This is a genomic window from Paracoccus marcusii (assembly GCF_006151785.1).
Classification (GTDB): Bacteria; Pseudomonadota; Alphaproteobacteria; order Rhodobacterales; family Rhodobacteraceae; genus Paracoccus; species Paracoccus marcusii.
The window spans coordinates 1-17274 of the sequence record NZ_VDDD01000026.1 but is presented as its reverse complement, the minus strand read 5'-3'; the positions used below and the strand labels follow the sequence as shown (position 1 = coordinate 17274).

Annotated in this window: 14 protein-coding genes; 3 read left to right on the top strand and 11 right to left on the bottom strand. The window is 66.0% G+C overall.

Annotated elements, in window-relative coordinates:
* From FHD68_RS06200 to FHD68_RS06175, 6 genes are all read right to left on the bottom strand, one after another.
* Positions 1–822 (bottom strand): ABC transporter ATP-binding protein, encoded by an 822-nt coding sequence (locus FHD68_RS06200; RefSeq protein ID WP_045980988.1) that lies wholly within the window; start codon positions 820–822, stop codon positions 1–3.
* A gap of 55 nt (positions 823–877) precedes the next feature.
* Positions 878–2158 (bottom strand): ABC transporter substrate-binding protein, encoded by a 1281-nt coding sequence (locus tag FHD68_RS06195; protein ID WP_045980989.1) that lies wholly within the window; start codon positions 2156–2158, stop codon positions 878–880.
* Between the two features lie 47 nt (positions 2159–2205).
* Entirely contained in the window at positions 2206–3282 is a 1077-nt protein-coding gene (locus FHD68_RS06190) for a branched-chain amino acid ABC transporter permease (protein WP_045980990.1), read from the bottom strand.
* A 79-nt stretch (positions 3283–3361) separates the two neighbouring features.
* The gene (locus FHD68_RS06185; RefSeq protein ID WP_045980991.1) at positions 3362–4345 is read right to left on the bottom strand and encodes a branched-chain amino acid ABC transporter permease; all 984 of its coding nucleotides are present in this window, start codon (positions 4343–4345) and stop codon (positions 3362–3364) included.
* A 33-nt stretch (positions 4346–4378) separates the two neighbouring features.
* The gene (locus tag FHD68_RS06180) at positions 4379–5200 is read right to left on the bottom strand and encodes an ABC transporter ATP-binding protein (RefSeq protein WP_127897713.1); all 822 of its coding nucleotides are present in this window, start codon (positions 5198–5200) and stop codon (positions 4379–4381) included.
* Entirely contained in the window at positions 5197–7173 is a 1977-nt protein-coding gene (locus FHD68_RS06175; RefSeq protein WP_127897712.1) for an AMP-binding protein, read from the bottom strand. The genes FHD68_RS06180 and FHD68_RS06175 overlap by 4 nt, the downstream gene beginning before the upstream one ends.
* Positions 7174–7344: 171 nt before the next feature.
* On the opposite strand from FHD68_RS06175, the gene FHD68_RS06170 reads away from it, so the two are divergent.
* A complete protein-coding gene (locus FHD68_RS06170) occupies positions 7345–9231 on the top strand; it encodes a hybrid sensor histidine kinase/response regulator (protein ID WP_127897711.1) in 1887 nt (628 codons plus the stop codon).
* Positions 9228–9929, top strand: a complete 702-nt coding sequence (locus FHD68_RS06165) for a response regulator transcription factor (protein ID WP_045980995.1) — start codon at positions 9228–9230, stop codon at positions 9927–9929. Before FHD68_RS06170 ends, FHD68_RS06165 begins: the two co-directional genes overlap by 4 nt.
* Before the next feature lie 234 nt (positions 9930–10163).
* Here FHD68_RS06165 and FHD68_RS06160 read toward each other — a convergent pair whose 3' ends face one another.
* Positions 10164–11606 carry an aldehyde dehydrogenase family protein gene (locus FHD68_RS06160; RefSeq protein WP_127897710.1) on the bottom strand — a complete coding sequence of 481 codons (1443 nt, stop codon included), beginning with the start codon at positions 11604–11606 and terminating at the stop codon, positions 10164–10166.
* Positions 11607–11748: 142 nt separating this feature from the next.
* Between FHD68_RS06160 and FHD68_RS06155 the strand changes: the two genes are divergently transcribed.
* Positions 11749–12405, top strand: coding sequence for a peroxiredoxin (locus FHD68_RS06155; RefSeq protein WP_127897709.1), 657 nt, complete (start codon positions 11749–11751; stop codon positions 12403–12405).
* Here FHD68_RS06155 and FHD68_RS06150 read toward each other — a convergent pair whose 3' ends face one another.
* The 4 genes from FHD68_RS06150 to pnp form a co-directional block, all read right to left on the bottom strand.
* Positions 12406–13236, bottom strand: a complete 831-nt coding sequence (locus FHD68_RS06150; protein ID WP_244297772.1) for a glycosyltransferase family 2 protein — start codon at positions 13234–13236, stop codon at positions 12406–12408.
* Positions 13221–14000: a hypothetical protein gene (locus tag FHD68_RS06145; RefSeq protein ID WP_127897707.1), complete on the bottom strand. Its 780-nt coding sequence runs from the start codon at positions 13998–14000 to the stop codon at positions 13221–13223. The genes FHD68_RS06150 and FHD68_RS06145 overlap by 16 nt, the downstream gene beginning before the upstream one ends.
* Positions 13997–14791, bottom strand: a complete 795-nt coding sequence (locus FHD68_RS06140) for a hypothetical protein (RefSeq protein WP_127897706.1) — start codon at positions 14789–14791, stop codon at positions 13997–13999. The genes FHD68_RS06145 and FHD68_RS06140 overlap by 4 nt, the downstream gene beginning before the upstream one ends.
* 69 nt (positions 14792–14860) lie before the next feature.
* Positions 14861–17005 (bottom strand): polyribonucleotide nucleotidyltransferase, encoded by a 2145-nt coding sequence (pnp, locus tag FHD68_RS06135; RefSeq protein ID WP_045980999.1) that lies wholly within the window; start codon positions 17003–17005, stop codon positions 14861–14863.
* Positions 17006–17274: the final 269 nt, after the last annotated feature.

Below are 17274 nucleotides of genomic sequence, written 5' to 3'. Positions count from 1 at the left end.
TCAGGCCAGCCAGCGCTTGCGCCGGCGATAGCTGCGCACCTCGCGGAAGGACTTGCGCCCCTCGTCCGACATGCCCAGGTAGAATTCCTTGACGTCCGGGTTCTCGCGCAGCTGCGCGGCCGGACCCTCCATCACGACGCGCCCGTTTTCCAGGATGTAGCCCTGATGGGCATAGCGCAGCGCGACGTTGGTGTTCTGCTCGGCCAGAAGAAAGGTGACCCCCTCGCCCTCGTTCACGGCCTTGACGATCTGGAAGATCTGCTCGACCAGCTGCGGGGCCAGGCCCATCGACGGCTCGTCCAAGAGGATCATCTGCGGGCGCGACATCAGCGCGCGACCCATCGCGGTCATCTGCTGTTCGCCGCCCGAGGTGTATCCCGCCTGGCTCTTGCGCCGCTCGCGCAGGCGCGGGAAATAGTCATAGACCATCTCCAGGTCGCGCTTGATGGCGGCCGATCCGTCGCGGCGGGTATAGGCGCCGGTCAGCAGGTTCTCCTCCACCGTCAGGTGCTCGAAGCAGTGGCGGCCCTCCATCACCTGGATGACGCCGCGCCGCACCAGGGCGGCCGGGTCCAGCGCGGTGATGTCGTCGCCCTGATAGGTGATCGACCCCTTGGTCACCTCGCCCCGCTCGCTGGCCAGCAGGTTCGAGATCGCCTTGAGCGTCGTGGTCTTGCCCGCCCCGTTGCCGCCCAGCAGTGCGGTGATGCCGCCCTTGGGCACCGTCAGGCTGACGCCCTTCAGGACCAGGATGACGTGGTTGTAGATCACCTCGATGTTGTTGACGTCCAGCAGCGTCTCTTGGGTGCGGGTATCGAACATGGGCTGTCCCCTTGGATGCGGGACCGGCGGCGGGGTGACCGCCGCCGGTCGTGGATCAGTTGCAGCGCGCGGTCAGGCCCGCCTCGGCGGCATAGGCGGCGCTGTCTTCCTTGATCAGCGGGTCCAGGATCTCGGCATCCGGCTCGATGAAGTCGGTGATCAGCGACCACGTCCCCTCGGCGGCGTTCCACTGCTGCACGCGGGCCAGGCCGTCGCCGCCGTGGTTCTGACAGGACAGCGCGATGGGCGCGCCGAAATCGGGCAGGCCCAGCTCAGCCATGCGCTCGGCGGTGATGTCCAGCGCCTCGAAGCCGTCGCGCATCTGCGCGGGCGTGATCTCGGGGGTGCCGGCCAGCTCCTGCGCCTTGGCGATGGCCTCGGCGATCACCAGCGCCGCATAGGCGCCGCGCGAATAGAGAACGCTGCCCGCCTGATCGCCCGCACCGGCCGCCAGACCCTTGTCATAGACATGCGTCTGCAGGTCCTCGTACAGCGGATAGTCGCGGCCCACGCCGTGGAAGGTCAGCGCTTTGTAGCCCTCGGCCCCGGCCCCCGCCGCGCGCACGTCGTTCTCGGAGCCCGACCACCAGATGCCGATGAACTTGTCCATCGGGAAGCGGATGTTCACGGCCTCCTGGATGGCGACCTGGTTCATCACGCCCCAGGCATACATGATCACGTAATCGGGCCGGTCGCGGCGAATCTGCAGCCATTGCGACTTCTGCTCTTGGCCGGGTGCGTCCACGGGCAGCAGGCTCAGTTCGAACCCGTGCTTTTCGGACAGCTCCTCCAGCGTACGGATCGGCTCCTTGCCATAGGCCGAGTTGTGATAGACCAGCGCGATCTTCTTGCCGGACAGGTCGCCCCCCTCCTGGTCCAGGATATGCTTGACCGCGACCGAGGCGCCGTCCCAATAGTTCGCCGGCGCGTTGAACACCCATTCGAAGACAGAGCCGTCCTTGGCCGAGGTGCGGCCATAGCCCGGCGTGTAGAGCGGGATGCCGTCCTGGGTGATCCGCGGGATCAGCTGATAGGTGATGCCCGTCGACAGCGGATTCAGGACCAGCGGGTTCTGGGTGCGCAGCGATTCATAGCACTCGACCCCCTTCTCGGTGTTGTAGGCGGTCTCGCATTCCGGGACCTGGATGCGCTGGCCGCCGATGCCGCCGTCGCGTTCGTTGAGCAGCGTGAAGTAATCGGCAAAGCCGTCGGCATAGGGGATACCGTTCGCGGCATAGGGGCCGGTCCGATAGGACATGTTCGGCACGATCAGGTCCGCCAGTGCGGGGCTTGCGACCATCATCGTGGTGGCCAGGGCGGCAAGGGTCAGTTTCATTGCGGGTCTCCTCCCAGAGATGCGATGCCGGTTGCCCGGTCTTGACGTTAATGCGGGAACGGCCACAGGCGCAGCTTGTCCTTGGCCAGGCGCCACAGGCGCGCCAGGCCGTGCGGCTCGACGATGAGGAAGGTCACGATCAGCGCGCCCACGATCATCAGCTCGATATGGGCGGCCAGGTCGGTGGGCCAGCCCATGTTGCCGACCAGGAAGTTCTTGAGCAGCACCGGCAGCAGCACCAGGAAGGCCGCGCCGGCAAAGCTGCCGAAGATGCTGCCCAGGCCGCCGATGATGATCATGAACAGCACAAGGAAGCTCTTGTTGATGCCGAAGGCCTCGCCGACCTCGGCAGCCCCCAGATAGACCGCGAACAGAAGCGCGCCGGCGATGCCGATGAAGAAGCTGCTGACGGCAAAGGCCGACAGTTTCGCGCGCAGGGGGTTCACGCCGATGATCTCGGCCGCGATGTCCATGTCGCGGATGGCCATCCACTTGCGCCCCAGGCTGCCGCGCGTCAGGTTGCGCGCGACCCAGGCCAGCACGAAGGCGAAGACCAGGCAGATCAGGTATTTCGCGGGCGCGGTCGCGGCCGGGCCGGTCACCGCCTGGTCGAACACCGTGCGCGTCGGCGCGGTGATCTGGCCCGAGGCCGAATAGTTGTAGAACCACGGGACCTTGTTGAACAGCCAGACCAGGAAGAACTGCGCGGCCAGCGTGGCGACGGCCAGATAGAAGCCCTTGATCCGAAGGCTGGGCAGGCCGAACAGGACGCCCACCCCGGCGGTGATGCCGCCCGCCAGCAGGATGTGGATGACGATGCTGACATCCGGGAATGCCGTCATCAGCTTGTAGACCGCATAGGCCCCCACCGCCATGAAACCGCCGGTTCCCAGGCTGACCTGGCCGGCATAGCCGGTCAGCACGTTCAGCCCCAGGGCGGCGATGGCATAGATCAGGAAGGGCACCAGGACCGCATTGGCCCAATAGTCGTTGATGACGAAAGGAATGATCCCGAAGGCCACGGCCAGGATCGCGTAATAGCCCCAGCGGTCCAGACGGATCGGAAAGGTCTGGCTGTCGTCGCGGTAGCTGGTCTTGAAGTCGCCGGCCTCACGATAGATCATCGGGTGTTCCTTTCAGCACGGTCGGCGGGGGCCAGCCCCCGCACCCCCGGGGTATTTCTGCAATGAAGAAGCGCCATGGTCACACCCGTTCGATGATGCGTTCGCCGAACAGCCCCTGGGGCCGGAACACCAGGAAGATCAGCGCCAGGACATAGGCGAACCAGTTCTCTGTCGCGCCGCCGACCATCGGGCCGATGGTGAATTCGAACAGTTTCTCGCCCACGCCGATGATCAGCCCGCCCACGATGGCGCCGGGGATCGAAGTGAAGCCCCCCAGCATCAGCACCGGCAACGCCTTGAGCGCGATCAGCGACAGGCTGAACTGCACCCCCGATTTCGTGCCCCACATGATGCCCGCGACCAGCGCCACGAAACCTGCGATCGACCAGACCATCACCCAGATGAAGCGCAGCGAGATGCCCACGGACATCGCCGCCTGGTGGTCGTCGGCCACGGCGCGCATGGCGCGGCCCTGCTTGGTGTATTGCGCGAAGGCCACCAGTGCGGCCACCAGGATCGCCGCGATCAGCGTGGCCCACAGGTCCAGCCGGTCGATGAAGAAGCCATAGCCGAACCATTGCGCGGTGACGGCCTCGATCCCGTCCGAGATGCCCTGTGGCAGTCCAACGTCCAGCGTCTTGATGTCGGCGCCCCACATCACGTCGCCCAGGCCCTCCAGGAAATAGGCAAGGCCGATGGTCGCCATGAAGAGGATGATCGGTTCCTGTCCCACCAGGTGCTGCAGAACCAGCTTCTCGATCAGGAAGGCCAGGCCGACCATCACCAGTGCGGTCAGGGCCACGGCCAGGACCGCGGGGACCGTCCAGCCGAAATGGTGCAGCGAGGTGCCGAAGGCCGCGTTGATCAGATGCGCGAAGGGCACCTGGCCGTTCTGGATGCCCACCAGCGTCAGTGCCGCGAACAGCGCCAGCACCCCCTGGGCATAGTTGAAGACGCCGGACGCCTTGAAGATGAGCACGAAGCCCAGCGCCACAAGCGCGTACATGACTCCGGTCATCAGGCCGTTCAGCACGACCTCGGCGGCGAAGATCAGCTGGTCCATGGGGCGCGTCCTTTCACTTCTGCACGGATCGGATCAGTCATGGGCCACCCCCAGATAGGCGTCGATCACCGCCTGGTTGCTGCGCACCTCGGCGGGGGTGCCGTCGCCGATCTTCTTGCCGTAATCCATCACCACCACCCGGTCGGACAGGTCCATGACCACGCCCATGTCGTGCTCGATCAGGCAGATCGTGGTGCCGAACTCGTCGTTCACCGACAGGATGAAGCGGGACATGTCCTCCTTCTCCTCGACGTTCATGCCGGCCATCGGCTCGTCCAGCAGCAGCAGGTTCGGTTCCGCCGCCAGCGCGCGGGCCAGCTCGACCCGCTTCTTCAGGCCGTAGGGCAGACGGCCGACGGGCGTCTTGCGGATGTTCTGGATCTCCAGGAAGTCGATGATGCGTTCGACCACGGCGCGGTTCTCGTTCTCCTCACGCTCGGCCGCGCCCCACCACAGGGCCTGGGACAGGAAGCCCGTCTTCATCTTGTTCAGGCGCCCGGTCATGATGTTGTCCAGAACCGACATGCCGTCGAACAGCGCGATGTTCTGGAAGGTGCGGGCGATGCCCAGGCGCGCGACCTGATAGGGCTTCATCGCCGGGCGCGGCTGGCCCTTGAAGATGACCTGCCCCTCCTGCGGGTTGTAGAACCCCGAGATGATGTTCAGCATCGACGACTTGCCCGCGCCGTTCGGGCCGATGATCGCGCGGATCTCTCCCTGCCGGATGTCGAAGCTGATGTCCTTGATGGCGACAACGCCGCCGAACCGCAGGGTAATGTTCTTCAGCTCCATCACCACGGGGCCGATCTGGCGGCCGTCGGCGGTCACATAGCCGTCCTGGGTCATCGCGTTCATTGGGCTGCTACCTTCTGACGGGCCGCGTCGCCGAAGACGCGGGCATCCTCGATGCGCAGGGTCGCGCTGATCGCACCCTTGCGGCCGTCCTCGTAGGTGACCTCGGTCCGGGTATGGACGCTGGACGATCCGTCATAGAGCGCGGTGACCAGGTCGTGGAACTTCTCGGTGATGACGGCGCGGCGGACCTTGCGGGTGCGGGTCATCTCTCCGTCGTCGGGGTCCAGCTCCTTGTGCAGCACCAGGAAGCGGTGGACCTGGCAGCCCGACAGCATCGGGTCCTGCGCCACGGATTCGTTCACCGCCTCGACATGGCCGCGGATGGTCTCATAGACCTGCGGGTGGCCGGCCAGTTCCTGATAGCTGCCATAGGCGATGTTGTTGCGTTCGGCCCAGTTGCCGACCGCGGTCAGGTCGATGTTGATCATCGCGGTACAGAAGTCGCGGCCGTTGCCGATGACCACGGCCTCCAGGATGTTGGGATAGAACTTCAGCTTGTTCTCGACATATTTGGGGGCGAACATCGCGCCGCTGGCCATGCGGCCCACGTCCTTGGCGCGGTCGATGATGCGCAGATGGCCGCTGCCCTCCTCGAAGAAGCCCGCGTCGCCCGTGGCGACCCAGCCCTCGGCATCCTTGGTCGATGCGGTGCTGTCGGCGTTCTTGTAATATTCGACGAAGGTGCCGGGGCTGCGGTAATAGACCTCGCCGTTCTCTCCGATGCGGACCTCGACCCCGGGGCTGGGAACGCCCACCGTGTCAGAGCGCACCTGCCCGTCGGGCTGCTGGGTGATGAAGACGCTTGCCTCGGTCTGGCCGTAAAGCTGCTTCAGGTTGATGCCCAGGCTGCGGTAGAAATCGAAGATCTCGGGGCCGATCGCCTCTCCGGCGGTATAGCCCACGCGCACGCGGCTCAGGCCCAGGGTGTTCTTCAGCGGGCCGAAGACGAAGATCTTGCCCAGCGCATAGGCCAGCTTGTCGCCCAAGCCGACCGTCTTGCCGTCCAGGAGCGCCGGGCCCGCGCGATGCGCCACCGCCATGCCGCGCTTGAACAGCCAGCGTTTCAGGCGGCTGGCATCTTCCATGCGGATCATCACGGATGTCAGCTGCCCTTCGAAGACGCGGGGCGGGGCAAAGAAGTAGGTCGGGCCGATCTCGCGCATGTCGGTCATCATCGTGTGCGCCCCCTCGGGGCAGTTCACGGTGAAGCCCGACCACATCGCCTGGCCCATCGAAAAGATGAAGTCGCCCACCCAGGCCATCGGCAGATAGGCCACGATCTCCTCGACCTCGGTCAGATGGTCGAAATTGGCGGTGTTGCGAGCGGTCTCGATGATGTTTCGGTTGGACAGGACCACGCCCTTGGGCTTGCCCGTCGTGCCGCTGGTGTACAGCATCACGCAGGTGCTGTCGTAATCCAGCCCGGCGATGATCGCGTCTAGCCGCTGCCCCAGGGTCGCGGCCCCCGCCCGGCCCTGCGCCTGCACGTCGGCCAGCGACGCCATGTTGGCATGGTCGTACTTCCTCAGGCCCCGCCCGTCGGTATAGATGATGCGGGCCCGCGCGCCGGTGGTCTGCTCGACCTCCAGCACCTTGTCGACCTGCTCCTGATCGCCGCACAGCACGAAGCGCGCGCCGCAATGATCCAGGACATAGGCCATCTCCTCGGCCACGGCGTCCTGGTACAGGGGCACCGGGATCGCGCCGCACATCTGCGCCGCGATCATGCCCCAGTAATGCGCCGGACGGTTGCGCCCGATGATCGCCATGTGATCGCCCGGCGCCAGCCCCTGCGCCATCAGCCCCATCGCCAGGGCGCGGATCTCGTCCGCGGCCTGGGTCCAGGTCCAGCTTTGCCAGATCCCGTATTCCTTCTCGCGATAGGCGGGGCGGTCGCCAAAGCGGGCGACGTTGCGCGCCAGCAGCGCGGGCACGGATTGCAGATCGCCCGGGGGCGTGTGCTGAACGGTCATGTATCCTCCCTCAAGGCGCGGACGCCCTGTCGCGCGGCACCTCCCCGTGCCCCGCGACACACATACCATTGGCGCCAAACCTTGCGCCAGTTTTACGCGATTCCTACGAAATGTTACGACGCTTTCGCACGCTGCACACCGGTGCTAGGCCAACGGGCGGAGGAGACCGCCATGCACCACCCCGACCCCGTCACGCGGGCCGAGATTCGCGCCGACCTGACCCGGTCGGGGCTGAACCTGATCGGCCAGGCGCTGTCCATCTTCGACGCGGACCTGCGCCTGGCGGTGGCCAACCGGCAGTACCAGACGATGTTCGACCTGCCCGACGACCTGACCCTGCCGGGCAGCCATTTCGAGGACACGATCCGCTTTCTGGCCCGGCGCGGCGAATACGGCCCGACCGAGGACCCCGAACAGGCCGTCGCCCTGCGCGTGGCCCAGGCCCGCACGTTCCAGCCCCACTACTTCGAACGCGAACGCGCCGACGGCCGGTGGGTCGCGGTCGAGGGCGCACCGCTGTCGCAAGGGGGCTGGGTCACCGTCTATACCGACATCACCGACATCAAGCGTCAGGAAGCGCTACTTCGGGCGCGGTCGGACGCGCTGTCCGAACAGGTGCTGCTGAATGCCGAACGGCTGGCGGCGGCGAACCGCAAGCTGGCCGCGACGAACGCCGCCCTGTCCGAAGCGCAGCGTATCCTGACCCGGACCGAGGCCCGTACCCGCCAGGTGACCGAGATGGTCCCGGCCCATATCGCGCATATGGACGCGCAGTTCCGCTATACCTTCTCCAACCGGCGGCTGCCGGTGATCTTTCCGGGGGCCGAGGGCGACATCGTCGGGCTGACGCTGGAACAGGCCCTGGGGGCGGCCACCGCGCGAACCCTGCACCCGTTCATGGAGCGCGCGCTGGCGGGCGATCCGCAGGTGTTCGAGATCACCCACCCCACCTCGGGCCGGCGCATCCGCATCGCGCTGACGCCCGACCGCGATGGTCAGGGGGTCTATATCCTATCCACCGATGTCAGCGCCGAGGTCCAATCGCGAGAGGCGCTGGCCCATGCCGCGCGGCGCAACCTGGCCGCCCAGCTGACCAGCGGCATGGCGCATGATTTCGGCAACCTGCTGACGATCATCCTGGGCCTGCAGGCCCGACTGGCCGCCCGCGACCTGCCACCGGACGCGGCCGAGGATGTCCAAGCGACGCTGGCGGCCGCCCGGCGCGGGGCCTCGCTTCTGGACCGGCTGGCGCAGATCACCGGCGCGCGCGAACCCGCGCTGGAGCCGACGGACCTGCCGACATTGCTGTCCGATCTGGCGGTGCTGGCCCGCCCGTCGCTGTCCGAAGGGACGCGGCTGGACCTGGCCCTGGCCCTGCCGCTCGGACAGCTACTCTTGGACCCCGGCGCGCTACAGGATTCGGCGCTGAACCTGATCCTGAACGCCAATGCGGCGATCACCCCACCCGGCGTCATCACGCTGAAGGCGCGGCGCAGCGGCGACTGGCTGGAACTGACGGTGGGCGATACCGGACCCGGCTTCACCCCCGAAGCCCTATCCCGCGCGACTGAACCCTTCTTCACCACCAAGAAGGGCCAGGGCTCGGGTCTGGGTCTGTCGATGGTCTATGACCAGACCAAGATGGTCGGGGGCACCATGCGCCTGTCGAACGGGCCACGGGGCGCGCAGGTGATGCTGCGCCTGCCTTGGCGGCCCGTGGCGCGGCGGATGGTGCTGCTGGTCGAGGATGACGACCAGATCCGCGCTCAGGTCCGCGACGAGCTGACCGGGCTGGGCCATGCGGTGATCGAGGCCGCGTCCCTGTCGGAGGCCCGCGCCCTGACGGACCTGCCGGGGTTGGAGGTGATCCTGTCGGACATCCAGCTGGGCGACGGGCTGGGACTGGATCTGGCGGGGACGGTACCCCTGGTGATGATGACCTCGCTGCCACCGGGCGATCCGCTGCGCGCCCGCGCGCCGGGGCCGGTGCTGACCAAGCCCGTGACGGCCCCGCGCCTGGCCGCCGCACTGGCAGCCCCCGTAAAGGAGATGCCATGACCGACGCCCCCCTGATCGCGATCCTGGACGACGAGCCGCAGATCCGCCGCATCCTGTCCGCCGCGCTGGAACAGGCAGGCTTTCGCACGCAAAGCTTCGGCCGCGCCACCGAGTTCGAGGCCGCGCTGCGCCGCATTACACCGGATGCCTGCCTGATCGATTTGGGCCTGCCGGACCGGGACGGGTTGGCGCTGGTCCATCGGCTGGCATCCGATTCGGGGGCGGTGATCATCATCGTGTCGGGACGGGCGCAGGTCCAGGACCGGGTGACGGGGTTGGAGCTGGGGGCCGACGACTACATCACCAAGCCCTTCGAGCCGGCCGAGGTCGTGGCCCGCATCCGCGCCCGCCTGCGACGGCCGTCCCAAAACGCGACCCAGCGCCCCCAGACGCTGCGCTTTGCGGGCTGGACGGCGGATTTCGACCGTTACCTGCTGACCGCGCCCGACGGCATCGAGACACCGCTGAGCCACGCCGAGGCAGAGGTGCTGCGCCTGTTCACCGACAATCCCCGCCGCCTGATCACCCGCGCACAGATGCTGGAAACCCTGGGCGGCACGGCCGGCGACAGCTTTGATCGGGCGATGGACGTGCGCATCTCGCGCCTGCGGACCAAGCTGGGCGAGGATCCCAAGAACCCGCGGCTGATCAAGACGATCTATGGCGCGGGCTACATTTTCCTAGCAGAGATCGGCTGAGTTCCGCACCGGATCGCAGTTTGCCCTGCCGGGCGGTAGCGGCGCAAGCCGGCCCCCATCGAGGGGGCCGGCTTGCGCGCGGGAGCTATGCTCCCGCAGGCCCTACACCGTCGACGTCGTCGCAATCCTGCACCGCTGTCGCATCTTGACCCGGCCCTTGGGGTATTCCCGCAGGGGGGTCCGGGGGGACGGGAAGTCCCCCCGGCACGTCGCGGGACGCAGACGGCCCGACGGTCAGGCGTCGCGGTCCCATCCGCTGATGGCCTTGCTGTCCATGAACTCCTCCAGCCCCATCACGCCGCCTTCGCGCGCCCGGCCGGATTTCTTGACCCCGCCGAAGGCCGATCCGGCCCCGCGCGATTCGCCGTTCATCTCGACCATGCCCGCCCGCAGCTGCCGCGCCACGCGGTTGCGGCGTGCGCCGTCCTGGCTCTGGACATAGTTCGTCAGCCCGTAGGGCGTCTCATTGGCGATGGCCACGGCCTCCTCCTCGCTGTCGAAGGGGATGATTGACAGAACCGGGCCAAAGATCTCCTGCTGCGCGACTGTCATGTCGTTCGACACATCCGCAAAGACCGTCGGCCGCACGAAATAGCCGCGGTTCACCCCCTCCGGCAGGCCCGGCCCGCCGGCGACCAGCCGCGCGCCCTCGTCGATGCCGGCCTGGATCAGGCCTTGGATCTTATCCCATTGCTGGCGGCTGACCACCGGGCCGATATGCTTGCCCGGCTGATGGGCCGTCGCCACGGCGGTCTCCTCGGCCACCTTGGCCGCGACCTCGACCGCGCGATCATAGACCGAGCGTTCGACCAGCATCCGCGTCGGGGCGTTGCAGGACTGCCCGCTGTTGTAGAAGCAGTGCCGCGCCCCCCGCACCACGGCCTTGTCGTCGGCATCAGCAAAGACGATGTTGGCGCCCTTGCCACCCAGCTCCAGAACGACCTTCTTCAGGCTGTCGGCCGCGGCCTTGCTGATCGCTATCCCGGCGCGCGTAGAACCGGTGAAGCTGATCATCTCGACATCCGGATGCACCGACAGCTGGCTGCCGACCCCCGCCCCGTCGCCGTTCACCAGGTTGAAGACGCCCGCTGGCACGCCCGCCTCATCCAGCACCTCGGCAAAGACCATCGACGACAAAGGCGCGATCTCGGAGGGCTTCAGCACGCAGGTATCCCCCGCCAGCAGCGCCGGGATCACCTTCAGCGTCACCTGGTTCATCGGCCAGTTCCAGGGCGTGATCAGGCCCACCACGCCCACCGGCTCCCACGCGACCATGCTGGTCGGCGCATGCGCCCCCAAGGGCCGCACGAACTGGAACTCCCTGAAGGCGGTGATGAAATTGCGGGTGTGCCAGGCCCCGGACTCGGCCTGGTCGGCCAAGGACATGTCCTCGGGCGCGCCCATCTCCAGGCTGATCGCGCGGGCGATGTCGGGCATGCGCCGCTCATAGATCGCCAGGATGCGCTCGACCACGGCCAAGCGTTCGGCGGGCGGCGTCGCGGCCCAGGCCGGAAAGGCACGCTTGGCCGCGGCCACCGCGGCATCGGTATCCGCCTGATCGCCGATCGAGATGAACGCGACCGCATCCTCGGTCGACGGGTCGATCACCTCCAGGTCGCGTGCCTGCACGGGGTCCACCCAGGCTCCGTCGATATAGAATTTCCGCTGGTCCAGCATCTGGTCCTCCTGACTGGCGTTCGGGCAAAGCCTGTCACCCCGCAGGCCGCGCCGCAACCCCGGCCGCATGGCGCCCCCACTGGCATTCCGCGCCGCGGCGCTTATCTATGGGGCGACGCAACCAACCGGAAAAGGAGCGCCCATGTCCCTGCGCATCAATGACACGGCCCCCGACTTCACCGCCAATTCGACCGAAGGGCAGATCCGCTTCCACGACTGGATCGGCGACAGCTATGCCATCGTCTTCAGCCATCCGCGCGACTTCACCCCGGTCTGCACCACAGAATTCGGCGCCGTGGCGCAATTGGCTCCCGAATTCGAAAAGCGCAACACCAAGGTGCTGGGCGTGTCCGTGGACAGCGTGGACGACCATGAGAAATGGAAGGCCGATATCGGCAAGGTCGCCGGCGTTCCTGCGAACTTCGCCATCATCGACGACAGCGACCTGGGCGTCGCCAAGGCCTATGACATGCTGCCGGCCGAATACTACCTGCCGACCGAAGGCCGCACGCCCGCCCATTCCGCGACCGTGCGCACCGTCTTCATCATCGGGCCGGACAAGAAGGTCCGCCTGACCATGACCTATCCCATGTCCGTGGGGCGCAATTTTGCCGAGATCCTGCGCGCGCTGGACGCGGTGCAGAAGACCGACGGCGTGCCGATCGCCACGCCCGCCAACTGGGTGCCCGGTCAGGACGTGATCGTGGCCCTGTCCCTGGACGATGCCTCGGCCGAGGCGAAATACGGCCCCCTGGACATCAAGCTGCCCTATCTGCGCTATGCCAAGGACCCGGCCTGATCACGGCCAACCGTAATGATCCAGCAGGGCGGCGATGGCACGGTCATTGCCGCCCTGCCCTGCGGCGGGGCGGTTCACGGCGCGCAGGCTGACGGCCTGACTGCCCTGCCATTCCAGAGTGCGCGCGCGCCCGCCGGTCTTGGCGGGCCGCGACCCGGCCAGCCGGTGCATCCAGTACAGCCAGATGTCATCCGCCCCCGGCGCCAGCCGCATGAACAGGTCGTCCCGCGTCACGTCCGCATGGAAGACGCCGGGCGCATAGATCACCCCCGACACGCCGGTCGGAAAGACCAGCGGCCCGACCTCGGGCGCGTCGATATTGTGGGTCCAGCCCTCATATCCCGCGGGTCCCGCCCCCGCCATCACCACGCGATGCGCGCGCAGGCAGGCGACGCCCGACCCCGCCACGGCCACCAGCCGCTCCAGCCAGTCGGCGGGATAATAGAGGTCGTCATCCGCCGTCGCGATATAGGCCTCGGGATGCGCCATCAGCGTCGGCACGATCTTCTTGTAGGATCGCCAGTCGGGACAGATGCGGATCTCCAGCCCCGCCATCGCCGCGACCTCCGGCGGCAGGCGGTGCTGATCGCCCTCGGCCAACCACAGGATCACGCGGTCGGGCTGCACCGTCTGCCGCGTCAGCGCGCGCAGCGTCGGCGCCAGCGTGGCAAAGCGCGCCGCGTGGCTGGTCAGCGACACGATCAGCGGGCCGGGCAACCCGTGCGGACGGCCCGGACGGTCGGGGCGCGCGGCGATCTCGGCCAGGGCGCGGGCCTGGCGGCGGCGCTGCTTGAACCGGCGGAAGGCCTCGGAGATCACGGGTTTTCCCACGCGCGGCGCAGCCAGCCGATATCGCCGATGCGGCGGTACCATTTGTGCCCGCGTCCGGCAAAGACGTCCTCCATCTTGGGCGCGCCCGCGAATAGCACGATCCTCGCCCCCTCGGGCAGGGAGGGGGCGCGCAGATAGCTGGCCAGGTTACGCGGCACGCAGTCGTTCTTGAAGCTGACGCACCAGCCCTTGGGCCAGTAATGCAGGTTCCCGTGGGCGGCCAGCTGCGCCGACTGGAACTGCTGGCTGATCTCATAGTCCCGGGTGGCCGCCGCCGGATCGGCCAGATAGGCGTCCAGGACATAGGCATGTTCGCCGATCCGGTACCGGAACACGCTGGAATTGCCGACGCTGTGAAGGAAGCGGTCACGATCCGGGTTGACCTTGCGCAGGGGCTTTGCCCGGAACAGGTCATCGTCGCGGATGATGAAGAAATCGCCCGGCAGATCAAAGAACGGCCCCAGATCGTCCACCACCACCAGGTCGATGTCCAGAAACAGCGCCGTCCCCGACAGCCCCCCCAGATCGCGCCGGAACAGCGCCAGCTTGCGCCAGCGCGTGTCGGAATGCCCCTGGGGCAGACCCAGTTCGGGCAACGGCATCGCCTCGACCTGCGGATCAAGGCCTGCTGCGTCGTCGGTGAAGCAGATGAACCGATGCGGGCGGTCCAGATGCCGCCGCACCTGCGCCGCCAGACGGTTCACGTCGGCACTGCTGTACAGCGTGCCCCATTTCATCGTCAGGATCAGCAGGGGTTCGGTCATTGGCCTAAGTCGGCAAACGTGTCGAGAATTTCAGCATATAAACTTCCCCGGGGAACTTGACCATTATACCTCTCCGCCAAAGTTTTACGAATTCTGCTACCCCACAAATGAAGACAAATGGTTTCACTCGGAAAATCGTTCAGCTGCCACCGGCCGGGCTCAAGAAACTGATCGTGGTCGTGAACTCCGATAGGATAGAACACGTTTTTTGGAAGTGCGTTATGCAACTCGGAATTTTGCGCAAGGAACATTGTCAAAGCCTTCGGTCCAGTACTACCCCATGCCCAGCTTTCTATAGGATAACCACGACCTAATGTTCGCACCCAATATTTAATACGCCTCGCGCCTTGAATGTGAGGCGGCACTCCGCGACTTTCGGATGTGAAACTTAGCAGTTGCTTTAATGTAGGAGAGCTATGCGGCAATCTTAGGACAGCGTTGTTTACTGAAGATGAGGTTTCGAACCCCATCAGGTAGTCAGCGTGCGGCACCGGTCGGACGGCAACGATATCCAGGTCGACCCAAGCAGCGTCTGTCATATTTAGCATTGCGTAGCGAAATAGATTTGCATGCAGAGCTGGGCTTGGTTTTCGCTTATCACGATAGAGCAAAATGCGATCTGCAGGCATTATCTCAGATGCGTCCCGCAACCGAATACCATGGGGCGCATTTTTAATCGGAGTATAGCTATAGAGCGTTACGTCATGTCCGAGCCGCATCATGGAATTCAGACTGGCGCGTTCCATCGCCCCCAAATTTCCACCAATCCACAACGTGCTTAGATCTTGCAAGATGGAATTTCCTTTAGAGGCGCAAAAAGCGGCCGGCCTTTTCTGGCCGGCCGCCTGCCTTAATACAATTCAGCCTTCGGCCGACTGCTCCTGCTTTTCCTCGATCTCGGCCCCGGTCTCCTGATCGACCATCTTCATGCCAAGGCGGACCTTGCCACGGTCGTCAAAGCCCAGCAGCTTGACGCGGACCTCCTGGCCCTCTTTCAGGATCTCATTGGGGTGACCCAGACGGCGGTTGGCGATCTGGCTGACATGCACCAGCCCGTCCCGCTTGCCGAAGAAGTTCACGAAGGCGCCGAAGTCGACCAGCTTGACGACCTTGCCGGTATAGACCTTGCCCTCTTCCGGCTCGGCCACGATCGAATAGATCATGTCATAGGCCTTCTTGATCGAATCGGCGTTGGCCGACGCGATCTTGATGATGCCGTCGTCGTTGATGTCGACCTTGGCACCCGAAACCTCGACGATCTCGCGGATGACCTTGCCGCCCGAACCGATCACTTCGCGGATCTTGTCGGTCGGAATCTGCATCGTCTCGATGCGCGGCGCATGGGCGCTGAACTCGGTCCGGCCTGCGGTCAGGGCGTTGGCCATTTCCGACAGGATGTGCAGACGACCGTCCTTGGCCTGGGCCAGGGCCTGCTCCATGATCTCGGGCGTGATGCCCGCGACCTTGATGTCCATCTGCAGCGACGTGATCCCGTTCTCGGTCCCCGCCACCTTGAAGTCCATGTCGCCCAGGTGGTCTTCGTCACCCAGGATGTCGGTCAGCACGGCAAAGCGGCCGTCCTCTTCCAGGATCAGGCCCATCGCCACGCCCGCGACCGGCGCCTTGAGCGGCACGCCCGCATCCATCATCGACAGCGAACCGCCGCAGACCGACGCCATCGACGACGATCCGTTCGATTCTGTGATCTCGGACACGACGCGGATGGTGTAGGGGAAGTCCGTCGCCGCGGGCAGAACCGCCTGCAGCGCACGCCATGCCAGCTTGCCGTGGCCGATTTCGCGACGGCCGGGGCTGCCCACGCGACCAACCTCGCCGACCGAATAGGGCGGGAAGTTGTAGTGCAGCAGGAAGTTCGAGCGCGAGTTTCCGTGCAGCGCGTCGATGATCTGTTCGTCATCGCCGGTGCCCAGGGTCGTCACGACCAGCGCCTGCGTCTCGCCCCGCGTGAACAGCGACGATCCGTGGGTGCGCGGCAGGATGCCGACCTGGCTGACGATCGGACGAACGGTCTTGGTGTCCCGGCCGTCGATGCGGGCGCCGCCGCTGATGATGTCGCCGCGCAGGATGCCCGATTCCAGCTTCTTCAGCGCCGAACCCAGGTTGGCATCGGCCAGCTCTTCCTCGGTCAGGGCGTCCTTGACCTTGGTCTTGGCGGCGGCGATGGCGTCCTGACGCTCGGACTTGTCGCGGATCGCGTAAGCCGCGCGCATGTCCGCCTCGCCCAGCGACTTCACGCGGTTGTAGAGCGCGCTGTAGTCGGGCGACTGGAAGTCGAACGGCTCCTTGGCGGCATCCTCGGCCAGGTCGATGATCAGGTCGATCACCGGCTTGATCGCGTCATGGCCGAACTTGACCGCGCCCAGCATCTCCTGCTCGGTCAGCTCATAGGCCTCGGATTCAACCATCATCACGGCGTCGGCGGTGCCGGCGATGACCAGGTCCAGGCGCTGTTCGGGGTTGTTGCGCAGGCCGTCCATGTCCTGAACCTCGGGGTTCAGCACGTATTCGCCGTTCGAGAAGCCGACGCGGGCGCCTGCGATCGGGCCCATGAAGGGCACGCCCGAGATGGTCAGTGCGGCGCTGGCCGCGATCATCGCGACGATGTCGGGATCGTTGACCAGGTCGTGGCTCAGCACGGTGCACATCACCAGCACTTCATGCTTGAAGCCGGGGGCGAACAGCGGGCGGATCGGACGGTCGATCAGGCGCGCGGTCAGCGTCTCCTTTTCGGACGGACGCGCCTCGCGCTTGAAGAAGCCGCCCGGGACCTTGCCGGCGGCATAGTATTTTTCCTGGTAATGCACCGTCAGCGGAAAGAAGTCCTGTCCGGGCTTCGGCGCCTTTGCGAAGGTGACGTTGGCCATGACGCTGGTCTCGCCCAAAGTGGCGATGACGCTGCCGTCGGCCTGACGGGCAACCTTGCCCGTTTCCAGCGTCAGGGTTTCCTGGCCCCACTGGATCGATTTCTTCACTTCATCAAACATCTGATTTCCTCAAAGGGTGCTCCGGCCCTCCGGCCACCCATGTCATGTATCGCGGCCCCATTGCCGCCGCCCCTATCCTTTGCATGTGCCCCGGGGCAGGACCTCACGTCACAGATGACAGGGGCCATACAGGAAAACGCCGGATTTGGGAAGGGCGGCGACGGATGCGCCAAAGGCGGCCGGACCACGGTGCGGCCGCCCGTTTCCGGCCCGCCGACCGGGCGGTCGCGTCAGGCGGCGACCGGCACGCGGCGATCGGCCACCGGGGC